Origin of the sequence: Halorubrum sp. Ea1, assembly GCF_002252965.1 — an archaeon.
Lineage (GTDB): Archaea > Halobacteriota > Halobacteria > Halobacteriales > Haloferacaceae > Halorubrum.
Window position 1 is genome coordinate 1 of sequence record NZ_NHPG01000016.1, and the last position, 16,516, is coordinate 16,516.

Here is a 16,516-nt window from a genome sequence, read left to right on the forward strand (position 1 = left end):
GTCGGCGTCCGGGTCGACCCGCCCCGCCGGCGTCTCGCCGTTGAGGACGGCGGCGACGTCGGCCGCGCCGCTCCGGTTCAGGTCGTCTCTGGCGTCCTCGCTGTACCACGCCGCGTGGGGCGTGACGACGGTGTCCTCGCGACCGACGAGCGGGTCGTCCTCGGGCGGCTCCTCGGCGAGCACGTCGAGCCCGGCGCCCTTGATCGTCCCGGACTCCAGCGCCTCGAGGAGGGCGTCGGCGTCGACGACCGGGCCGCGGCTCACGTTGACGACGACCGAGCCTTCGCCGAGCCGCGCGAGGGCGTCGGCGTCGACGATCCCGCGAGTCGCGTCGGTCAGGGGGGCGTAGACGCCGACGTGGTCGGCGCGGTCGAACAGCGCCTCGAACTCGACCTTCTCGACGCCGTACTCGGCCATTTCGTCGGCGTCCACGAACGGGTCGTGGGCGATCAGCGTCGCGTCGAAGCCGGCGAGCTGCTCGGCGGCGCGCCGGGCGATGGGGCCGAACGAGAGCAGTCCGACCGTCGACGCGCTCACGCGTCGGACCGGGCGGCCGGTCTCCCAGCTCCACCCGCCGGCGGCGACATCGTCGTCGTATGCCTTCAGCGAGCGAAGACAGGCGAGAAGCAGCGAGACGGAGTGGGTCGCCACCTCGTCGGTGCAGTAGTCGGGGACGCGGGTGACGGTGACGCCCTCGTCGGCCGCGGCGCCGACGTCGACGTTGTCGACGCCGACCGCCGACCGGACCACCACCTCGAGGTCGAGCGCCGCGAGCGCCTCGGCGGTGACCGGCGTGTTGATGTCGGTGACGACCGCGTCGGCGCCCGCCGCCGCGTCGCTCACCCGCTCCGCCGACCCCAGGTCGGCGACCTCGATCTCGACTGATTCGTCGACGCGCTCGCCGAGCACCTCGCGGTACGTCTCCGGGTCGATCATCGCGAACGACGACAGGACGACCTTGGCCATATCCCCGCTTTATTCCGCCCCCACTTGATGGCTGGTATTGACGTGTTTAGGCTCTCAAACGTCGATTTTCGATCATGATGTTCTCGATGGGGCGAGCGGGACACCGCGCGGTTCCGGAGGCTCTTTGCGCGCCGGGCGGCTACGTACCGTCGTGACCGACGACAGTTCGACCAAGCCCCCGATGCTCGTCCTCTTGGAGTCGCTGGCGTTCTACCGGAACGTCCGGATCGGGCTCGTCGCGGGCGCGGGCCTCGCGCTCCTCCTGTACCTCGTCCGCACGCTGGAGCTACTCGGACCCGTGATCGACACGCGCGAGTACCCGCTGTTCGGGCCGGAGGTCTGGTTCCTGTTCTTGGCGTTCGTCCTTGCGGCGACGTTCGCGCTGTTAGTCGCCGTCGCGCTCACGATCGCCGAGGCGGCGCGAGGCGCCGGCGAGGTGTCGACGGAGCCCGAGTGAGGAGAGAGCGAGCAGCGACGAGCAAATCGCTCGGCGACGCGAACGACCGTGGAATCGACGGGTCGGACGGGCGCGGACCGATCGGCACGGTCTCAGCGACGCGGTCTCAGTCGGCGGTACAGGAGGCGTCGCTCTCCTCGCCGGTGAACTCCTGGGCCGGCTCGGTGAGCTTGTAGAGGTTCTGTCTGGCGTCCGCGAAGTAGACGTCCTCGTCGACGACCCCGATCCCCTCCAGCCGCTCGAGGGCGTACCGAACGGTCCGGGCCGACAGCATCGACTCCTGTACGATGCCTTTCTGCGTCAGCGGGCCGTTGTACTCGAGCACCTTGAACACGAGCTTGGCGCTCGGCGGGAGGTCGTCGAGCCCCTCCGTTTGGGTTCCTTCCATCGTTACGATTCGAAACCGCACATCGTCATAAATGTTGATGGACCACGGGTGTATTTCGGGTATTTTCCCGCCGAAGTAAGAGAATATTGCTGGTTGTTTCGTTGACAACCAGCAATATAGGCCGCTATATGCCTGTTCGACTGACCAGTCAGTCAGCGATACGGCTCGCGCGCGCTCTCACTCGGGCCCGTGTCGCGCCCGTCTTGACGGCCGACCTCTGCCCTCGCGGTCCCCGGCGTCCGACGGGTGGAACGAACGGCTTTTCACGGGCGCTCGCGGATCCGTTGGTATGAGCGACGACTCGGGCATCTCCGGCCACGCGCGGGGCGTGGTCGTCACGACGATCTGCTGTCTGGCGGGGATCGCCGCCGGCGTCGTCTCGGCCGCCTACGTGGGGACGACCGTGGCCGCGGCCCAGAGCACGACGGTCGTGTTGGTCCTCGGCGCGTTCGTGCTCGCCCAGTACCCGCTGTACAAAGCTATCGGCGTCGGCGACTTCGGCGTCAAAGACAACCTCTACGTGGCGTTCCTGACGTTCACGCTGTGGTTCATCAGCTACACCGTGCTGGCGACGTCAGGCGTCCAGCTGGTGGCGTAAGATGGCCGACGACAGCATCGCCGTAGTTGACCTCGATCGGTGCCAGCCCGACCGGTGTAACTACGAGTGCGCGAACTACTGTCCGCCGAACCGGACGGGCAAGGAGTGCATCACCGAGCGCGGCGAGGACACGGTCGAGGGCGACCCGGACCAGATCCACATCTCCGAGGAGATCTGCCTCGGCGAGACCTGCGGTATCTGCGTCGAGAAGTGCCCGTTCGACGCGATCGAGATCATCAATCTCCCCTCAGAGCTCGACGAGGAACCGGTCCACCGCTACGGCGAGAACGCCTTCTCGCTGTACGGACTTCCGACCCCCGAACCGGGCAACGTCACCGGAATCTTAGGGCCGAACGGGATCGGGAAGTCGACCGCGGTCCACGGGCTCGCCGGCGAGATGATCCCGAACCTCGGCGACCACGAGACGGAGGCCGACTGGGACCGCGTGCTCGACCGGTTCCGCGGCACGGGGCTCCAGAACTACCTCAAGTCGCTGAAGGAGGGCGACGTGAGCGTCTCCCGCAAGCCGCAGTACGTCGACCAGATCCCCAAGCAGTTCGACGGCAACACCCGCGAGCTGCTGGAGCGCACCGACGAGCGCGGGGCGCTCGACGAGCTGATCGACCGGCTCAACATCGCTCCGGTGATGGACCAGGACATCGATTCCATCTCCGGCGGGGAGCTCCAGCGCGTCGCCATCGCGGCGTGTCTGGCCCGCGACGCCGACTTCTACTTCCTCGACGAGATCACGCCGTACCTCGACATCGGCCAGCGGATGATCGTCGCCCGGCTCATCCGCGAGCTGGCGGACGACGACGCCGCCGACCGCTCGATGCTCGTGGTCGAACACGACCTCGCGATCCTCGACCTCCTCGCCGACACCCTCCACGTCGCCTACGGTGAACCGGGCGCGTACGGTGTCATCACCGACCCCAAGTCGGTCCGCAACGGGATCAACGAGTACCTGAAGGGGTACCTCGACAACGAGAACATGCGAATCCGGCCCTCCGCGATCACCTTCGAGGAGCACGCCCCCCGCGTCGCCTCGCGCAGCGAGACGCTGATCGAATACCCCGATATCTCGAAGTCGTACGGCGACGGCGAGTTCGAACTGCACGTCGAGGGCGGCGAGATCAACCAGTCGGAAGTGCTCGGCGTCGTCGGCCCGAACGGGATCGGGAAGTCGACGCTCGCGAAGCTGTTCGCGGGCTCGCTGGAGCCGGACGAGGGGTCGCTCGACTTCGCGCTCGACATCGCGTACAAGCCGCAGTACATCGAGATCGATCAGCCGATGCGCGTCGACGCCTTCCTCTCGTCGATCACCGACGACTTCGGCTCCTCCTACTGGAACACGGAGGTCGCCCAGCCGCTCCAGCTGGAGCGGATCATGGAGCAGAACCTCGCGGACCTGTCGGGCGGGGAGCGCCAACGCGTCGCCATCGCGGCGTGCCTCTCCGAGGACGCCGATCTGTACCTGCTCGACGAGCCCTCCGCGCACCTCGACGTCGAGCAGCGCGTCCGCGCGACGACGGCGATCCGCCGGTACGCCGAGAACCACGACGCGACCGTGATGGTGATCGACCACGACATCTACATGATCGACCTGCTGGCCGACCGCCTGATGGTGTTCGACGGCGAGCCGGCCCAGCGCGGCCGCGCCGCGCCCCCGCAGGACATGCGCGACGGGATGAACGAGTTCCTCGCCGACCTCGACATCACCTTCCGCCGCGACGAGCGCACCGGGCGCCCCCGGATCAACAAGCCGGGCTCGCAGCTCGACAGCAAGCAGAAGCGCGAGGGCGAGTACTACTACTCCGGTTGACGGCGTCGCCGTCCGGCGCCCGACCGCCCGCGGTCGCGGCGCGTTCCCGCGGTCGATCGACCGTATCGAAGCGATTAAGCACGGAACCCGCAAACGACGGAGTATGCAACACCTCATCATTCGCGGCGACCCCGGGATCCGGCGGGACGCGGTGATCGAGTACGAGGGCGAGGAGCTGGTCTGTTTCGGTATCAACGTTCAGGGCGGCTGGCACGGCCCGGACGAGCCCCAGCTCTGGTGTACGGTCGGGACCGAGGACGAGCGCGAGGCGTACGACAAGCGGGAGTACGTCCCCCACTGGCTCGACGTCGACGCGGTCGACGCGGCGGAGGTCGAGGTTCTGAGCGAGAAAGGCGATCTCGCGGTCTGAACCCGTCGCGGTTCCGTTTTTTCGACGCTCTGTTTCCGGTGCGAACCCGCCCGCTCAGACCGGCGGGTCCGCCAGCCACGCCTCGATCGCGCCCGCCATCGCGCCGCGGCGGTGGATCGTCCCCGCCGCCGGGTCGACGACGGTGCTCTCCGTGCCGGGCGCCTCGCCGTCGTCGATCACCGCGCCGACGCCCTCGAGGATCCGGTCGTCGAGGTCGTCGGGGCGCGTGACGCTCCCGGTCCCGGAGACGTTCGCGCTCGTCGCGGTGAGTGGTCCGGTCTCGCGGAGGAGCGCCCTCGCGACCGGCTGGTCGGGGACCCGGACCCCGACCCGGTCGCTGCCGGCGGTGAGCGCGTCGGGGACCGCGTCGCCGCGCTCGACGACGACCGTCACGGGACCGGGGAGGAACGCCCGGGCGAACGCGACCGCGAACTCCGTGGGGCGGGCGTATCGGAGCGCGTCGTCGACGCTCGCGACGCCCAGCGAGAGCGGGTTCGACCGGTCGCGACGCTTCAGGTCGAAGACGCGTTCGACCGCGTCCGGATCGAGCGCGTCCCCGCCGAGCCCGTACACCGTCTCCGTGGGGTAGACGACGAGCTCGCCGTCGGCGACCGCCGCGGCCGCACGCCGCACGTCCTCCCGCCGGCTCACTGCGTCGCGTCCGGGTTCGGGCTCGGACCCCGAGAGAGGCTCCCGGTCGTCGGCGTCGTCCGTCATACGCGCTCATTCGGTCGCAGTTTAAAAAAGGATGGCGTGTGTCGACGGCGCGGTCGCACGCGAACCGCGTCGGCGCCGACGGCGGCCTCAGTCGACGAGTCGGCCGACCGCGTCGTCGATCTCCTCGGCGTCGGGGAACTCGGGGTGTTCGCTCGCGACCCACGCGTACTCGACGGCGCGGTCGCCGTCGAGGAGGAACACGGCGGGCCGCGTCTCGGTGACCCCGGTCATGCCGTCGATGTCGTGGGCGAGACCGTACTCCTCGATCACGCCCGCGCTCGGGTCCGAGAAGATCCGGACGCCCTCGCCGCGCTCGGCGAGCAGGCGCTTGTGGGCGTACGGCGACGAGATCGAGAGGCCGAGGACGTCGAGGTCGTCGGCCCACCCGTGGTCGTCGATCGTGTTGTACAGGTACGTCGCCTGGAAGGCGCCGTCCATCGGGTGAAAGACGAGAAGCGTCGGCCCGTCGACGGCGTCGTCGAGCGCGGCGTCCTCCCAGTACTCCTCGTTCACGAGGGGGCGAGTGAAGTCGGGCGCCACGTCGCCCTCGGCGACGTGCTCCGTCTCGGGGAGAGAGACGACGTCGAAATCGGGCATCTCAGGAACCTCCCTCGCCGTACGTACCCTCTAGGTACTCGACGATGTTCGCGCTCTCGGACATCGTCACGCCGGTCTCGCGGTCGACGATCGCCGGGACGCTCCGGGCCCCGGAGACGCGCTTGACCGCGTTCCGCTCCGAGTGCATCGGCTCGACGTACCGGGACTCGTACTCCAGCCCGAACCGGCTCAGGGTCCGGACGACACGCTCGCAGTACGGGCACGCCTGCAGTCTGTACAGGGTGATCTGTGGTTTCGTCATGGCACTCGATTCGGCCGCGGGACGTGTAATCGTGTCGGCCGCGGCACGCTCCGCGGATCGGCCCTCCGTTCCGCCGGCGATCGGTCGAGTCGTCCGTTCGTTCCGCCGGTGATGCGCCGATTCGTCCGTTCGTTCCGCCGGTGATCCGCCGGATCGTCCGCCGGCCCGGGTCGCCGAAAGTAATCCTTTAACCATCCGCCGACGGAAGACGAATGAACATGGGCTTGCCGCCGAGCACGCTGACGGCCGATCTGCTACAGCTGCCGACGCCGGGGGATAACACCGTGATCGCCCTCGGCGTCCTCGCGATCGCTGTGCTGGTCGGTCTGTCCGCGTTCTTCTCCTCATCGGAAATCGCGATGTTCTCCCTGCCGCAGCACCGCGTCGACAGCCTCGTCGACGAGGGCGTCACGGGCGCGAAGACGATCCAGGAGATGAAGGAGAACCCGCACCGCCTGCTGGTGACGATCCTCGTCGGCAACAACATCGTCAACGTCGCGATGACCTCCATCGCGACCGCGCTGTTCGGATTCTTCCTCTCGCGGGGCGAGTCGGTCCTGGCGACGACGTTCGGGATCACGACGCTGGTGCTGATCTTCGGCGAGAGCGCGCCCAAGTCGTACGCCGTCGAGAACACCGAGTCGTGGGCGCTCCGGATCGCCCGCCCGCTGAAGGCCTCGGAGTACGCGCTGTACCCGCTGGTGGTGTTGTTCGACTACATCGTGAAGGGCGTTAACAGCGTCATCGGGGGCTCCGCGGCGATCGAGTCGACGTACGTCACCCGCGACGAGATCCAAGACATCATCGAGACGGGCGAGCGCGAGGGCGTCATCGAGGAGGAGGAGCGCGAGATGCTCGACCGGATCTTCCGGTTCAACAACACCATCGCCAAGGAGGTGATGACGCCTCGCCTCGACGTCACCGCGGTCGCCAAAGAGCAGTCGGTCGAGGAGGCGATCGAGACGTGTATCCAGGCCGACCACGAGCGCGTTCCCGTCTACGAGGGGAACCTCGACAACATCATTGGCGTGGTGACCGTCCGAGACCTGGTCCGCGAGCTGCGCTACTCCGAGGGCGAGCCCTCGCTGGCGCGGGTCGTCAAGCCGACGCTGCACGTCCCCGAGTCGAAGAACGCCGACGAGCTGCTCGCGGAGATGCAGGAGAACCGCCTCCAGATGGTCACCGTCATCGACGAGTTCGGCACCACCGAGGGGATCATTACTTTAGAGGACATGGTCGAGGAGATCGTCGGGGAGATCCTGGAGGGCGACGAGGAGGCGCCCGTCGAGTTCCTCAAGGAGAACGTCGCCGTCGTCCAAGGGGAGGTGAACATCGACGAGGTCAACGAGATCCTCGGCATCGACCTCCCCGAGGGCGAGGAGTTCGAGACGCTCGCCGGCTTCGTGTTCAACCGCGCCGGCCGGCTCGTCGAGGAGGGCGAGGAGATCGAGTTCGACGGGGTCCGGATCCGCATCGAGCGCGTGGACAACACCCGGATCATGTCGGCGCGCGTAACGGTTCTCGACGTCGACGACGGGAGCGGAGACAGGGAGATCGGCGAGACCGAGACGCCGACCGACGACGCGGCGTAGGCGGTTTATACGGACGTTTTCGTCAGTGGCGCGGAGAGGATTCGCCGACACCGTGTCGATTTATAAATAACCGTCGTCGCCAGCGGCGCGTAGTACATCCGTGAGGTCCCAGCCGCTCGGCCGTACGCGGTTGAAACCAGATCTCCGGCGAACGGCTCCAAAGCCCCAGGCCGTGAGGGGCGCGGACGCTCGCTGCGCTCCTCAGTCGCTCGTTTCACTCGCTCTCTGCGGTGCTTGCGTCGCCTCCGCGCCCCTCACGGCTGCCCCTTTGAGTCCCACCCGACCGCACCGCAACCGCACCTCGCGCCTCCCCAGCCTCGTCGCTGGCGCCGACGGCGCCAGCGACTCCCTCGCGCGTGCTCCTCGGCCGCGAGGCGGCCTCGCAGGCACGCGCCGACCGCACTGTTCATTTATAAATGATCGTCCCCAGTCGCTCGTACCCCGTTTGAACCGTCGCCCTCAACCCTTCCCCGCGCTCTCACACCGCGTACGCCCGCGCGGCGCCGACGAGCGCCTTGCGGTAGTCGCTCTCGGTTGGATCGGGACCGAGCGCGAGGAACCGCTGCTTGAACGCGTCGACGTCGACCGAATCGGTGTCGCTGCCGGCGGCGCGCGCGAGGTCGTAGATCCGGTGGTCCGGGCCGGCGATGCCGTGGCGCTCGATGAGCGCGAGCGCGAACGCGGCGTTGACCGCGGTGATCTCCGGGTCGGCGCCGGCCGTCACGGGCGGCGAGCCGTCCCGCGAGACGGCCGGGCGGTCGGCCACCGCCGCCGCGAGGGTGGACTCCAGGAAGCCGAGGAGCTTGTCCGCGGGCGCGACGGAGAGGGTGATGTCGTCGGCGTAGATGTCTTTCATGTGGTTCGCGATTTGGTAGCAGTGCGCGAGCTTGCGGCGCTCCACTTTCTCCCCGGCGAGGCCCAAGTACAGCGCCTCCTCGGTCGACTGGACGTGAGAGGCGTGGCCCTCCTCGTAGCGGGCCATGTGCGAGAGCTCGTGGACGGCCAGCTCGCGGGCCATCGCGCTGGTGGCGGCGCGCTTCGAGACGTTGAGGACGTGGTAGCCGTCGTAGTGACCGGCCCACGTCCGCTCGTCGGGGTCCTCGCGCACCTTCACGTGGACGGGGTCGGCCAGCGAGCACTCGGTCTCGAACAGGTCGGCGGCGCCGAGAAACGGGTCGGGGGGAACGTCACCCTGCACGCGGAGATCCATGCTTACCGTTCACACGGCAGCGCCGGGTAAGTCTCTTGCGCCCGTCGAAGGCTTTTGTCGCGACGCGTCGAACTCCGTACCATGCGCACACGCGTCTACGCGGCCTACGACGACGGGCTCAGAGTCGTCGACCCCGAGACGGGGGCGGTCGACGAGCGGCTGGCGGACCGCGCGGTCGAGTGCCTCTTGATCGCTCCCGGCGCCGAGCGGAGCGACGGGGCCCGGCCCGCGGCCGCCCGCGCCCGCGTGTTCGCCGGGACGTTCGACGCCGGGCTGTTCCGCTCCGTCGACGGCGGCGAGACGTTCGACCGGGTCGCCGCCGAGACGCTCGGACCCGGCGGCTCGGGCCCGGACGCGGTCACCGCGGTCGCGGCGAGCCCGCACGCCCCCTCGGTCGTCTGGATCGGAACGGAGCCCTCGCGGGTCTACCGCTCGACCGACGACGGGGAGACGGTCGAGCCGGTCGGGGGATTGACCGCCGTTCCGTCGGCGTCCGAGTGGTCGTTCCCGCCGCGTCCGGACACCCACCACGTCCGGTGGATCGAGCCCTGCCCGGCGGACCCGGAGCGGTGGTTCGTGGGCGTCGAGGCGGGCGCGCTCGTCGTCACGCCGGACGGCGGGGAGACGTGGGTCGACCGGCCCGAGGGCTCCCGGCGCGACAACCACGCGCTCGCGACGCACCCGGACGCGCCCGACCGGGTCTACGCGGCCGCGGGCGACGGGTTCGCGGAGAGCCGCGATCGGGGGCAGACGTGGCGCGCCGTCGACGCTGGGCTCGCCCACGGCTACGTGTGGGGGATCGCCGTCGACCCCGGCGACCCGGAGACCGTCCTCGTGAGCGCGGCGTCGGGCGCGGGCGCGGCGCACCGCCGCGGCGAGGCGTACCTGTATCGCCGGACTCCGGGCGTCGACTCCGCCTCGGGGCCGCGCTTCGAGCGGCTCGACGACCGGGGGATCCCCACCGGCGAGGGCACCTACCGAGCGGTCCTCGCGAGCGGGCGGGAGTCCGGAGAGATCTGGGCGCTGCACGACGAGGGACTGTATCGCACCGGCGACGCCGGCGACTCCTTCGAGCGCGTGTCGGCGACCCTGCCCGGGCGAGCCGCGCGGGCGCTGGCCGTCGGGAGCGACTGACCGGCGAGTAACCGGAGGGGGGTTACTCTCGAACGGCGCCCACGACGAGGTAGACAATCGGGGTGTCGAGGACGGCGATCGCGAGTTTGAGAAGGTACTGGCCGAGTCCGAGCGCGAGGAGGAGCGACGGGTCGAACGGCTCGCCGGTGCCGAGCAGGATCGGCGCCGCGTAGAACGCGACGCTCACGAAGATGGCGGTGTCGAGCGCCTGACTCGTCGCGGTCGAGGCGACGTTGCGCAGCCACAGCATGTCGGGACCGGTGCGGTCGCGGATCGCGTGGAAGACGAACACGTCCCAGTTCTGGCTCACCACGTACGCGAGCAGGCTACCGGCGACGACCCCGGTCGCCGGGGCGAGGGCGGTCTCGAACGCGGCCGAGACCTCGGGGTTCACGCCCGGGGCGGCGAGCGTCGACCAGACCAAGGCGAGCACGAGGAAGTTCGCGAGGAACGCGACGTTGACGACCACCTGCGTCGCGCGGCGGCCGTACAGCTCGGCGTAGCAGTCGGACGCGAGGAACGTCAGCGCGTACGCGAGCGCGGCGCCCGGAAGGGTGATCTCGGGGCCGACGACCGGGAGCGCGACCGGGAGCGGGAGCGCGATCACCTTCGCGGCCGTGAGCTGCGCGGTCGCGAGCGCGACGACGAACAGGGTGATCAGGCCGACCGCGGCCAGCGCGGCGCGGTCGAAGGGGTCGACCGCGAAGGGGCCGCCGGTCCCGGTGGCGCCCCGCGTCCGGCTACTCATCGCTCGCCTCGTCGCTCGCGGCTTCGAGTCGGTCGTGGCGCGCGTCGATCTCGTCGAGCAGATCGAGCGTCTTCCGGATCGACGCTCTGACGGCGTCGCTGCGGTTCACGAACTTCCCGCCGTCGCCGACGTGCTCGTCGAGGTCCTCGAGCAGTTCGCCCGGGATCTCGACGCTTATCTTGGGCATATCGTTCCGTCCACTCCGGATTGCTAAGAGCGTTCTTATTCGAGGACTCTCTCGGGAATATCGTCCGGGCGGCGTCGCGGTTCGGTCGATTCGCGGTCGTCGCCGTCGATCGGTCTGATCGCGGGCCGCGCGAGCGCGGCGTGTGCCTCCGCGGGTCGACCCGCGGCGAGCCGACGCCGAGGTAACCGCTCGGAGCGTCGGGGGAACGCGACGCGGTCGGGTACGACCCCCAACCCGAAGTCGCAGGAGTCGCCGGCGGCTTTCAGCCGGCCGCAACGAGAGGTTGCGCTCTCGCCCCGCGTTCGACCGCGCCGGGGGACTTGTACGGCCTCCGCGGGCTTGACCTTCTTGCAGGTGGGCGCTCCCGGCGCACGAACGGCGCGGGCGGCGCGACGGCGAACCGCTCTCGGGGTCGGCCCTCAGGCGTCGCGGGCGCGGCCGACGACCGAGCCGCCGTTCTGATAGTCGTCCCACAGGAACAGCGCCGGCGGCAGCGCGACCACCGAGAGCACGAACGAGTAGACGACGCTCAACGCGATCAACAGCCCGAAGTCGCCGAGCACGGGCGTGATGGCGAGCGCGAGAGCGCCCGTACCGAGCGCCGTCGTGAGCATGCTACCCGTGAGCGCGCCGCCGGTCCCGGTCAGCGTCGTGCGGAGCGAGGCCGCGACGTCGTCGTTCTCTTTGAACTCGTCGATGAACCGGGCGGTGATGTGGACGGAGTAGGCGATCCCGATCCCGATCGCGATAGAGAGGATCGTCGCGGTCAGGGCGTTGAGCGGCAGCCCGAGCAGCCGCATCGTTCCCACCAACGAGGCGACGGCGATCACGATCGGGAACACGTTCACGATCCCGAGCAGGGGCATCCCCTCTAAGACCCCGTAGGTGATCACGAGGAACACGCCGGTCAACACCACGGCGAGGACGAGGCCCTGAATCGCCGACTCGAAGATGATCCCCGTGATCGCGTCGAAGACGACGATCTGGCCGGTCGCGGTCGCGGTGTAGCGGAACCGGTCCGCCTGTTCGCTCGCGTCGGCGGCGATCTCACTCTGCGTCGCGCCGCTCTCGACGGTGTACTCGATCTGTGCCCCCCGGCGGTCGTCGGTGAGATACCGCGACGCCCGGTCCCCGGCGGGCGAGTCGAACAGCTCCTCGTAGATGCGTTCGAGATTCCGGTCGGGTATCCCGTTTCCGTCCCTGTCGTTGCGCGCGACCAACGCCGCGAACTCCTCGTCGGACCGCGCGTGCGACCGTATCACCGTCAGGATGCTCGTCGTCTCGGCCCCGCCGTTCGGCCCGACGGCGAGCGTCCCCGGGGGATCGTCGTTGGGCTCTGCGAGGGCCTCTAACGCGTGGTCCTCGCGTAACGACCCCTCTACAAATATCGTTATCGACGCGTCCTGGCTCGCCGCGAAGTTGTCCTCGAGCAGGTTCAGCGTCTCCGTCACGGTGTAATCGCCGGGGGCGAACGGCTCCGGGATGTACTCCACGTACCCCGCTTCCTCCTCCGGCGGGAGGAAGTCCTCCTGTTCGAACGTCGTGTCGATGCCCGCGCCGTACGCGCCGAGCCCCGCGGAGGCGACGAGGAGGACCGCGATGAACACCGCGGGCGCGCGCTCGCCGACCGTCACGGAGACGGACAGCAACCGGCCGAGCGCCGACTCCTCCGAGGCGATCGGCGTCGACCCGAACTCCGGGACGCCGTAGCGCTCGCGGAGCCGGTCGATCTCCAGCTTCGCCGCCGGGAGGAACAGCCCGAAGATCAGGAAGGTGAACACGATCCCGACCGCCGAGACGACCCCGAGGTTCCGGATCGGGTCGAGGTCGGAGACGACGTTCGCGCCGAACCCGAACACCGCGGTGACGGTGACGATGACGAAGGCGATCGCCAGCTGGTTCGCCGCGATCCGCATCGCGGGGACGGCGTCGTACCCCTGCACCGTCTCCTCACGGTAGCGGTTGACGAAGTGGATCCCGAAGTCGACGCCGACCGCCAGCAGCAACACCGGCACCGCGATCTGCTGTTGGTCGAACGGTATCCCGGAGAAGCCCAGGAATCCGAAGGTCCAGATCAGCGTCATCAACAGCGCGAACAGCCCGAGCGCGAGATCGATCGGGTCCCGGTAGGCGACGACGAGGAAGCCCAACAGCAGGACCACGACGATGGGCATGACGATGAGCAGCGAGTCGCCGATGATCTGCCCCGTCTCGGCGTTGATGATCCCGGAGCCGAACACGCGGACGTCGGCCGGGCTGTCGTCGGCGAGCGCGCGGACGTCCGTCTGAAGCCCCTGCAGGTCGTCGAACCCGCTCGGGACGTCGTGGGAGATCACCGTCACCGTCGTCGACGCCGACGCCGAGTTCGGGTTGAAGTCGTCCGAGACGACGGCCGAAAACCGCTCGCTCTCGCTCGCCCGCCGGATCGCCCGCCGGACCTCCGCGTCGGTCGCCGATTCGACCGCGCGCCGCTGGGCCGCCGGCGTCCGCGCCGTCGGGTCGAGCGTCTGCGCGACGACCGTCGCGGGGCCGTTCGCGGACGCCACGCGCAGGTCCTCCCGCTCGTCGAGCCGCTCTAACAGCCGGAGCATCGTGAGCAGCTCCTCGCGGTCGAGGACGTTCGTCCCGTCGTGGATCAGCTGCGTGGTCTCCTCGTCGGTCGCGAACGGGTCCTCGAACTCGGTCTCGATCGCGTCCAGCGCCTCCTGCTCCGGGAGGTCCTCGGAGAACCCCTCAGTGGCGTCGGTCTGCGTCTCGACGGCGGTCATCCCGCCGGCGAAGACGGCCGTCGCCACGAGGAACAGCGCGACGACGGCCCGCGGTCGCGTGACGATCAGCTCGTTGAGCCGCTCGACGTTCGCCTCGACCCACTGGCCCGCTCGACCCATCTATTCCCTCTGGAGCACGTACGCGCCGGCTCCGATCACGACCACCGCGACGAGGGCGACGAGACCGAGCCCCACGGGGAACCCGCCCTCGCCCTCCACGACGGTTATCGGCACCCGGGTCGTGTCCGACAGTTGGCTGTTACCGTCCGCGTCGTCGTAGCGGAAGTCGAACGATATCGGGTACGTCTTCGCCGTGCCCGAGCCCGCCGCCGACAGGTCGAAGGTGAGGGTCGTCGACTCGCCGGGCGCGAGCTCGGAGACGAACCCCTCGTCGTTGCCGCTGTCGAGGGGGGAGTCGGCGAACAGCCGCGCCTCGACGTCCCGGACCGGCTCGTCGAGGTTGTTCGTCAGCGTCACCTCGAGGGCGCGCTGTCCGCCCGCCTCGATCTCGCGGTCGTCGACTTCCACGAGGAACTGGTCCCGCTCCGGCTGCACCTCGTAGAGCAGCTCGACGTCCTGGTACGCGCGGGTCTCGAACTCGGCGTTGCGGTACCGGACCGCGATGTCGGCCGTCCGGTCGATCGCCTTCGCCTCCTCGCCGATCTCGACCGGGAGCCGGAACTCGCCGGACTCGCCCGGCGCCAGCGTGCCGACCGCGACGCTGCGCTCGATGGGGATCACGTTCTGGGACTGCTCGGCGAACTGAATCACCACGTTGCGTGCCTCGTCCGGCCCCTCGTTCGTCACGGTGCCGGTGATCTCGCCCTCCTCGCCGACGTGCAGGTCGGACTCGACGCCGGTGACCGAGAAGCGCTGTTCGGGCCCGGGGACCACGCCGGCGGAGACGCTCTCGTCGACGCGCTGGAGGCCCTGGCTCGTTTCGAACGTGACGGTCCCGCTCAGCGCGTACTCGCGGACGGGCGCGCCCGGTGCGAACCCGACATCGTACCGCACGGTCGTCGTCTCGCCGGGCGCCAGCTCGTCGATCCGGGCGGCGTCGCTGGCGCGTTCGCCGAACGCGAGGCCGCCGCTCGCGGACTCGAAGGCGACGGTCGCGTCGCGGGCGACGTCGGCGCCGACGTTCTCGATCTCGGCTTCGAGGGTTCCCTCGCCCCCGATCCGGGCGTCGGTCGTGACGTTCACGACCTCGAAGCGGGCGTCGTCTGAGATGCGGACGTCGACCTCGGCGTCGACGGTCTCCTCGCGGTCGATGGTGACGCCGCCGGACTGCTGGTAGGTGTACGAGTACTCCAGCTCGACGTCGAGCTCGTAACTCCCCTGCTCGACGTCCTCGGGGACGTTCACCGCGACGGTCGCCTCGCCCGGCCGGTTCTCGGTGACCGAGCCGATCGCGAGGGTGCCGGTCTCGACGTCGAGGGGGGTGCCGCCGGCGTCGGCGGTCACGCGGACGTTTCGCGCGGTGGTGACGATTTCGCGCGTCTGGCCGGTGCCGAGGTCCATGTCGCCGTCGTTCGATATCTGCAGGGTGAGCTCGTTCGTCCGCCCTGGAGTGAGGGTCGCGCTCGGGGTCGTCACGCTCAGCTCGGGCGAGCCTCGGACGAGCCCGCCTCCCGTCTGGAAGGGCGTCGTCCCGCCGGTCGCGGCGCCGGCGCTCGGCGTCGCGACCGCCGCGTCCGCGTCGAGGCTCGCCGCGCTCGCCTCCCCGGTCGGCGTCGCCCCCACGGCGAACCCGGCCGTCCCGCTCGTTACAAGCGCCAGTACCACGATCACGACGAGAACTGTGTTGCGTCTCATGCTGAATCGAACGTCGCGGCGGCGTCCCGCGGCCCCGCGTCGGGGGCCGGGCGGCCCGGATCCGGCGTCGAGCCGGGGTCACGAGTCCGCTTCGGCCGATCGCGTCGAACCGGGCCGGGCGTCGCAGCCGCGCGTTTCACGTCTGATCGTGAACCTACGAATCAATAACGTCTTTGTTTTTGGATTCGTAGCGACGGACATGAGCGCACATAGATCGGTCGGCGTCCACGGCCACGAGGACGAGCGATGAGCGGGTTCTCCGACGAGGAGCGCGAGCGCATTCGAGCGGAACTCGTGGCGGCGGGCCGAGAGCTGTTCGAGCGCTTCGGATTCGAGCGCACGCGGATCAAGGACGTGACCGAGGCGGTCGACATCGGTACGAGCACGTTCTACCGCTTCTACGACTCCAAGGAGGCGCTGTACGTCGAGGTGCTCGTCGCGGAGCGCGAGGAGTTGGAGGCGTCGATCGCGGAGGCGGTCGCGGCGGTGGACACGCCCCGCGAGGAGGTGCGGGTCCTCCTGAAGACCACGCTCGCGGAGGTGCGGTCGAACCCCCTCATCTCCTCGCTCATCGTCGACGGGGAGCTCCGCGAGCTACAGGACCGGATCGCCGACGCCGAGGGCGAGGATGGGGGGATCGAGTCGGCGGCGTACGACTCGGGGCTGCCGTTCGCCGGCCGATTGGCCGATCTCGACGCGTTCCGATACGACGACCCGCAGCTGATCGACGAGCTGTTCGTCTCGCTCGTGTTCACCGCGCGCTCGCGGAACGCGCCGATCGGCGCCGACAGCGACGCCGCCTACGAGCGCGTCGAGGACGCGCTGATCGAGACGGTCGTCGACGGGCTGTTCGTCGACGCGTGACCCGCTCCGCGTCGGTGAGCG

At 69.4% G+C, this 16,516-nt stretch carries 17 protein-coding genes; 7 read left to right on the top strand and 10 right to left on the bottom strand.

The annotated features are described in order from the left end of the window. The coding region (locus tag DJ73_RS02250) for a C-terminal binding protein (protein ID WP_094557195.1) at positions 1-966 on the bottom strand (966 nt) is incomplete at its 3' end. Between the two features lie 181 nt (positions 967-1,147). Here DJ73_RS02250 and DJ73_RS02255 point away from each other — a divergent pair. Next, positions 1,148-1,423: a hypothetical protein gene (locus tag DJ73_RS02255; protein ID WP_094527460.1), complete on the top strand. Its 276-nt coding sequence runs from the start codon at positions 1,148-1,150 to the stop codon at positions 1,421-1,423. Between the two features lie 106 nt (positions 1,424-1,529). Here DJ73_RS02255 and DJ73_RS02260 read toward each other — a convergent pair whose 3' ends face one another. After that, the gene (locus tag DJ73_RS02260) at positions 1,530-1,811 is read right to left on the bottom strand and encodes a helix-turn-helix domain-containing protein (protein WP_094525872.1); all 282 of its coding nucleotides are present in this window, start codon (positions 1,809-1,811) and stop codon (positions 1,530-1,532) included. Between the two features lie 289 nt (positions 1,812-2,100). Between DJ73_RS02260 and DJ73_RS02265 the strand changes: the two genes are divergently transcribed. From DJ73_RS02265 to DJ73_RS02275, 3 genes are all read left to right on the top strand, one after another. Further along, complete coding sequence (locus tag DJ73_RS02265) at positions 2,101-2,409, top strand: hypothetical protein (protein ID WP_094525873.1); 309 nt, start codon at positions 2,101-2,103, stop codon at positions 2,407-2,409. 1 nt (position 2,410) lies between these two features. Then, positions 2,411-4,231, top strand: coding sequence for a ribosome biogenesis/translation initiation ATPase RLI (locus DJ73_RS02270; RefSeq protein ID WP_094525874.1), 1,821 nt, complete (start codon positions 2,411-2,413; stop codon positions 4,229-4,231). Between the two features lie 103 nt (positions 4,232-4,334). After that, on the top strand, positions 4,335-4,601 hold the full coding sequence (locus DJ73_RS02275; RefSeq protein ID WP_094525875.1) for an HAH_0734 family protein: 267 nt from the start codon (positions 4,335-4,337) through the stop codon (positions 4,599-4,601). 54 nt (positions 4,602-4,655) lie between these two features. Here the strand turns inward: DJ73_RS02275 and DJ73_RS02280 are convergent, their stop codons facing one another. The 3 genes from DJ73_RS02280 to DJ73_RS02290 all read right to left on the bottom strand — a co-directional run bounded on the left by DJ73_RS02280 (position 4,656) and on the right by DJ73_RS02290 (position 6,177). Further along, a complete protein-coding gene (locus DJ73_RS02280) occupies positions 4,656-5,318 on the bottom strand; it encodes an L-threonylcarbamoyladenylate synthase (protein WP_176451060.1) in 663 nt (220 codons plus the stop codon). A gap of 87 nt (positions 5,319-5,405) precedes the next feature. After that, positions 5,406-5,915 carry a redoxin domain-containing protein gene (locus tag DJ73_RS02285; RefSeq protein ID WP_094527458.1) on the bottom strand — a complete coding sequence of 170 codons (510 nt, stop codon included), beginning with the start codon at positions 5,913-5,915 and terminating at the stop codon, positions 5,406-5,408. 1 nt (position 5,916) lies between these two features. Next, a complete protein-coding gene (locus DJ73_RS02290; RefSeq protein ID WP_094525031.1) occupies positions 5,917-6,177 on the bottom strand; it encodes a glutaredoxin in 261 nt (86 codons plus the stop codon). Positions 6,178-6,395: 218 nt separating this feature from the next. On the opposite strand from DJ73_RS02290, the gene DJ73_RS02295 reads away from it, so the two are divergent. After that, positions 6,396-7,769: a hemolysin family protein gene (locus tag DJ73_RS02295; protein WP_094557196.1), complete on the top strand. Its 1,374-nt coding sequence runs from the start codon at positions 6,396-6,398 to the stop codon at positions 7,767-7,769. Positions 7,770-8,247: 478 nt separating this feature from the next. On the opposite strand, the gene DJ73_RS02300 is transcribed toward DJ73_RS02295, so the two are convergent. Then, on the bottom strand, positions 8,248-8,979 hold the full coding sequence (locus tag DJ73_RS02300) for a DUF5781 family protein (protein WP_094557197.1): 732 nt from the start codon (positions 8,977-8,979) through the stop codon (positions 8,248-8,250). Positions 8,980-9,060: 81 nt separating this feature from the next. On the opposite strand from DJ73_RS02300, the gene DJ73_RS02305 reads away from it, so the two are divergent. Next, on the top strand, positions 9,061-10,113 hold the full coding sequence (locus DJ73_RS02305; protein WP_094557198.1) for a hypothetical protein: 1,053 nt from the start codon (positions 9,061-9,063) through the stop codon (positions 10,111-10,113). 22 nt (positions 10,114-10,135) lie between these two features. On the opposite strand, the gene DJ73_RS02310 is transcribed toward DJ73_RS02305, so the two are convergent. From DJ73_RS02310 to DJ73_RS02325, 4 genes are all read right to left on the bottom strand, one after another. After that, entirely contained in the window at positions 10,136-10,861 is a 726-nt protein-coding gene (locus DJ73_RS02310; RefSeq protein ID WP_094528167.1) for a queuosine precursor transporter, read from the bottom strand. Continuing rightward, positions 10,854-11,048: a ribbon-helix-helix protein, CopG family gene (locus DJ73_RS02315; protein ID WP_094525026.1), complete on the bottom strand. Its 195-nt coding sequence runs from the start codon at positions 11,046-11,048 to the stop codon at positions 10,854-10,856. Before DJ73_RS02315 ends, DJ73_RS02310 begins: the two co-directional genes overlap by 8 nt. A 419-nt stretch (positions 11,049-11,467) precedes the next feature. Beyond that, a complete protein-coding gene (locus DJ73_RS02320; protein ID WP_094525025.1) occupies positions 11,468-13,936 on the bottom strand; it encodes an RND family transporter in 2,469 nt (822 codons plus the stop codon). After that, positions 13,937-15,631, bottom strand: coding sequence for a COG1361 S-layer family protein (locus DJ73_RS02325; protein WP_094528163.1), 1,695 nt, complete (start codon positions 15,629-15,631; stop codon positions 13,937-13,939). It lies immediately after the preceding gene. 246 nt (positions 15,632-15,877) lie between these two features. Between DJ73_RS02325 and DJ73_RS02330 the strand changes: the two genes are divergently transcribed. After that, on the top strand, positions 15,878-16,495 hold the full coding sequence (locus DJ73_RS02330) for a TetR/AcrR family transcriptional regulator (protein ID WP_094525023.1): 618 nt from the start codon (positions 15,878-15,880) through the stop codon (positions 16,493-16,495). Positions 16,496-16,516 lie beyond the last annotated feature (21 nt).

Bases quoted from the DNA above. Each gene is read 5' to 3' on its own strand.
- DJ73_RS02300 (WP_094557197.1), bottom strand. From the start codon at position 8,979: ATGGATCTCCGCGTGCAGGGTGACGTTCCCCCCGACCCGTTTCTCGGC.
- DJ73_RS02295 (WP_094557196.1), top strand. From the start codon at position 6,396: ATGGGCTTGCCGCCGAGCACGCTGACGGCCGATCTGCTACAGCTGCCG.
- DJ73_RS02285 (WP_094527458.1), bottom strand. From the start codon at position 5,915: ATGCCCGATTTCGACGTCGTCTCTCTCCCCGAGACGGAGCACGTCGCC.
- DJ73_RS02325 (WP_094528163.1), bottom strand. From the start codon at position 15,631: ATGAGACGCAACACAGTTCTCGTCGTGATCGTGGTACTGGCGCTTGTA.
- DJ73_RS02260 (WP_094525872.1), bottom strand. From the start codon at position 1,811: ATGGAAGGAACCCAAACGGAGGGGCTCGACGACCTCCCGCCGAGCGCC.
- DJ73_RS02310 (WP_094528167.1), bottom strand. From the start codon at position 10,861: ATGAGTAGCCGGACGCGGGGCGCCACCGGGACCGGCGGCCCCTTCGCG.
- DJ73_RS02255 (WP_094527460.1), top strand. From the start codon at position 1,148: ATGCTCGTCCTCTTGGAGTCGCTGGCGTTCTACCGGAACGTCCGGATC.
- DJ73_RS02280 (WP_176451060.1), bottom strand. From the start codon at position 5,318: ATGACGGACGACGCCGACGACCGGGAGCCTCTCTCGGGGTCCGAGCCC.
- DJ73_RS02320 (WP_094525025.1), bottom strand. From the start codon at position 13,936: ATGGGTCGAGCGGGCCAGTGGGTCGAGGCGAACGTCGAGCGGCTCAAC.
- DJ73_RS02305 (WP_094557198.1), top strand. From the start codon at position 9,061: ATGCGCACACGCGTCTACGCGGCCTACGACGACGGGCTCAGAGTCGTC.
- DJ73_RS02315 (WP_094525026.1), bottom strand. From the start codon at position 11,048: ATGCCCAAGATAAGCGTCGAGATCCCGGGCGAACTGCTCGAGGACCTC.
- DJ73_RS02290 (WP_094525031.1), bottom strand. From the start codon at position 6,177: ATGACGAAACCACAGATCACCCTGTACAGACTGCAGGCGTGCCCGTAC.
- DJ73_RS02330 (WP_094525023.1), top strand. From the start codon at position 15,878: ATGAGCGGGTTCTCCGACGAGGAGCGCGAGCGCATTCGAGCGGAACTC.
- DJ73_RS02265 (WP_094525873.1), top strand. From the start codon at position 2,101: ATGAGCGACGACTCGGGCATCTCCGGCCACGCGCGGGGCGTGGTCGTC.
- DJ73_RS02270 (WP_094525874.1), top strand. From the start codon at position 2,411: ATGGCCGACGACAGCATCGCCGTAGTTGACCTCGATCGGTGCCAGCCC.
- DJ73_RS02275 (WP_094525875.1), top strand. From the start codon at position 4,335: ATGCAACACCTCATCATTCGCGGCGACCCCGGGATCCGGCGGGACGCG.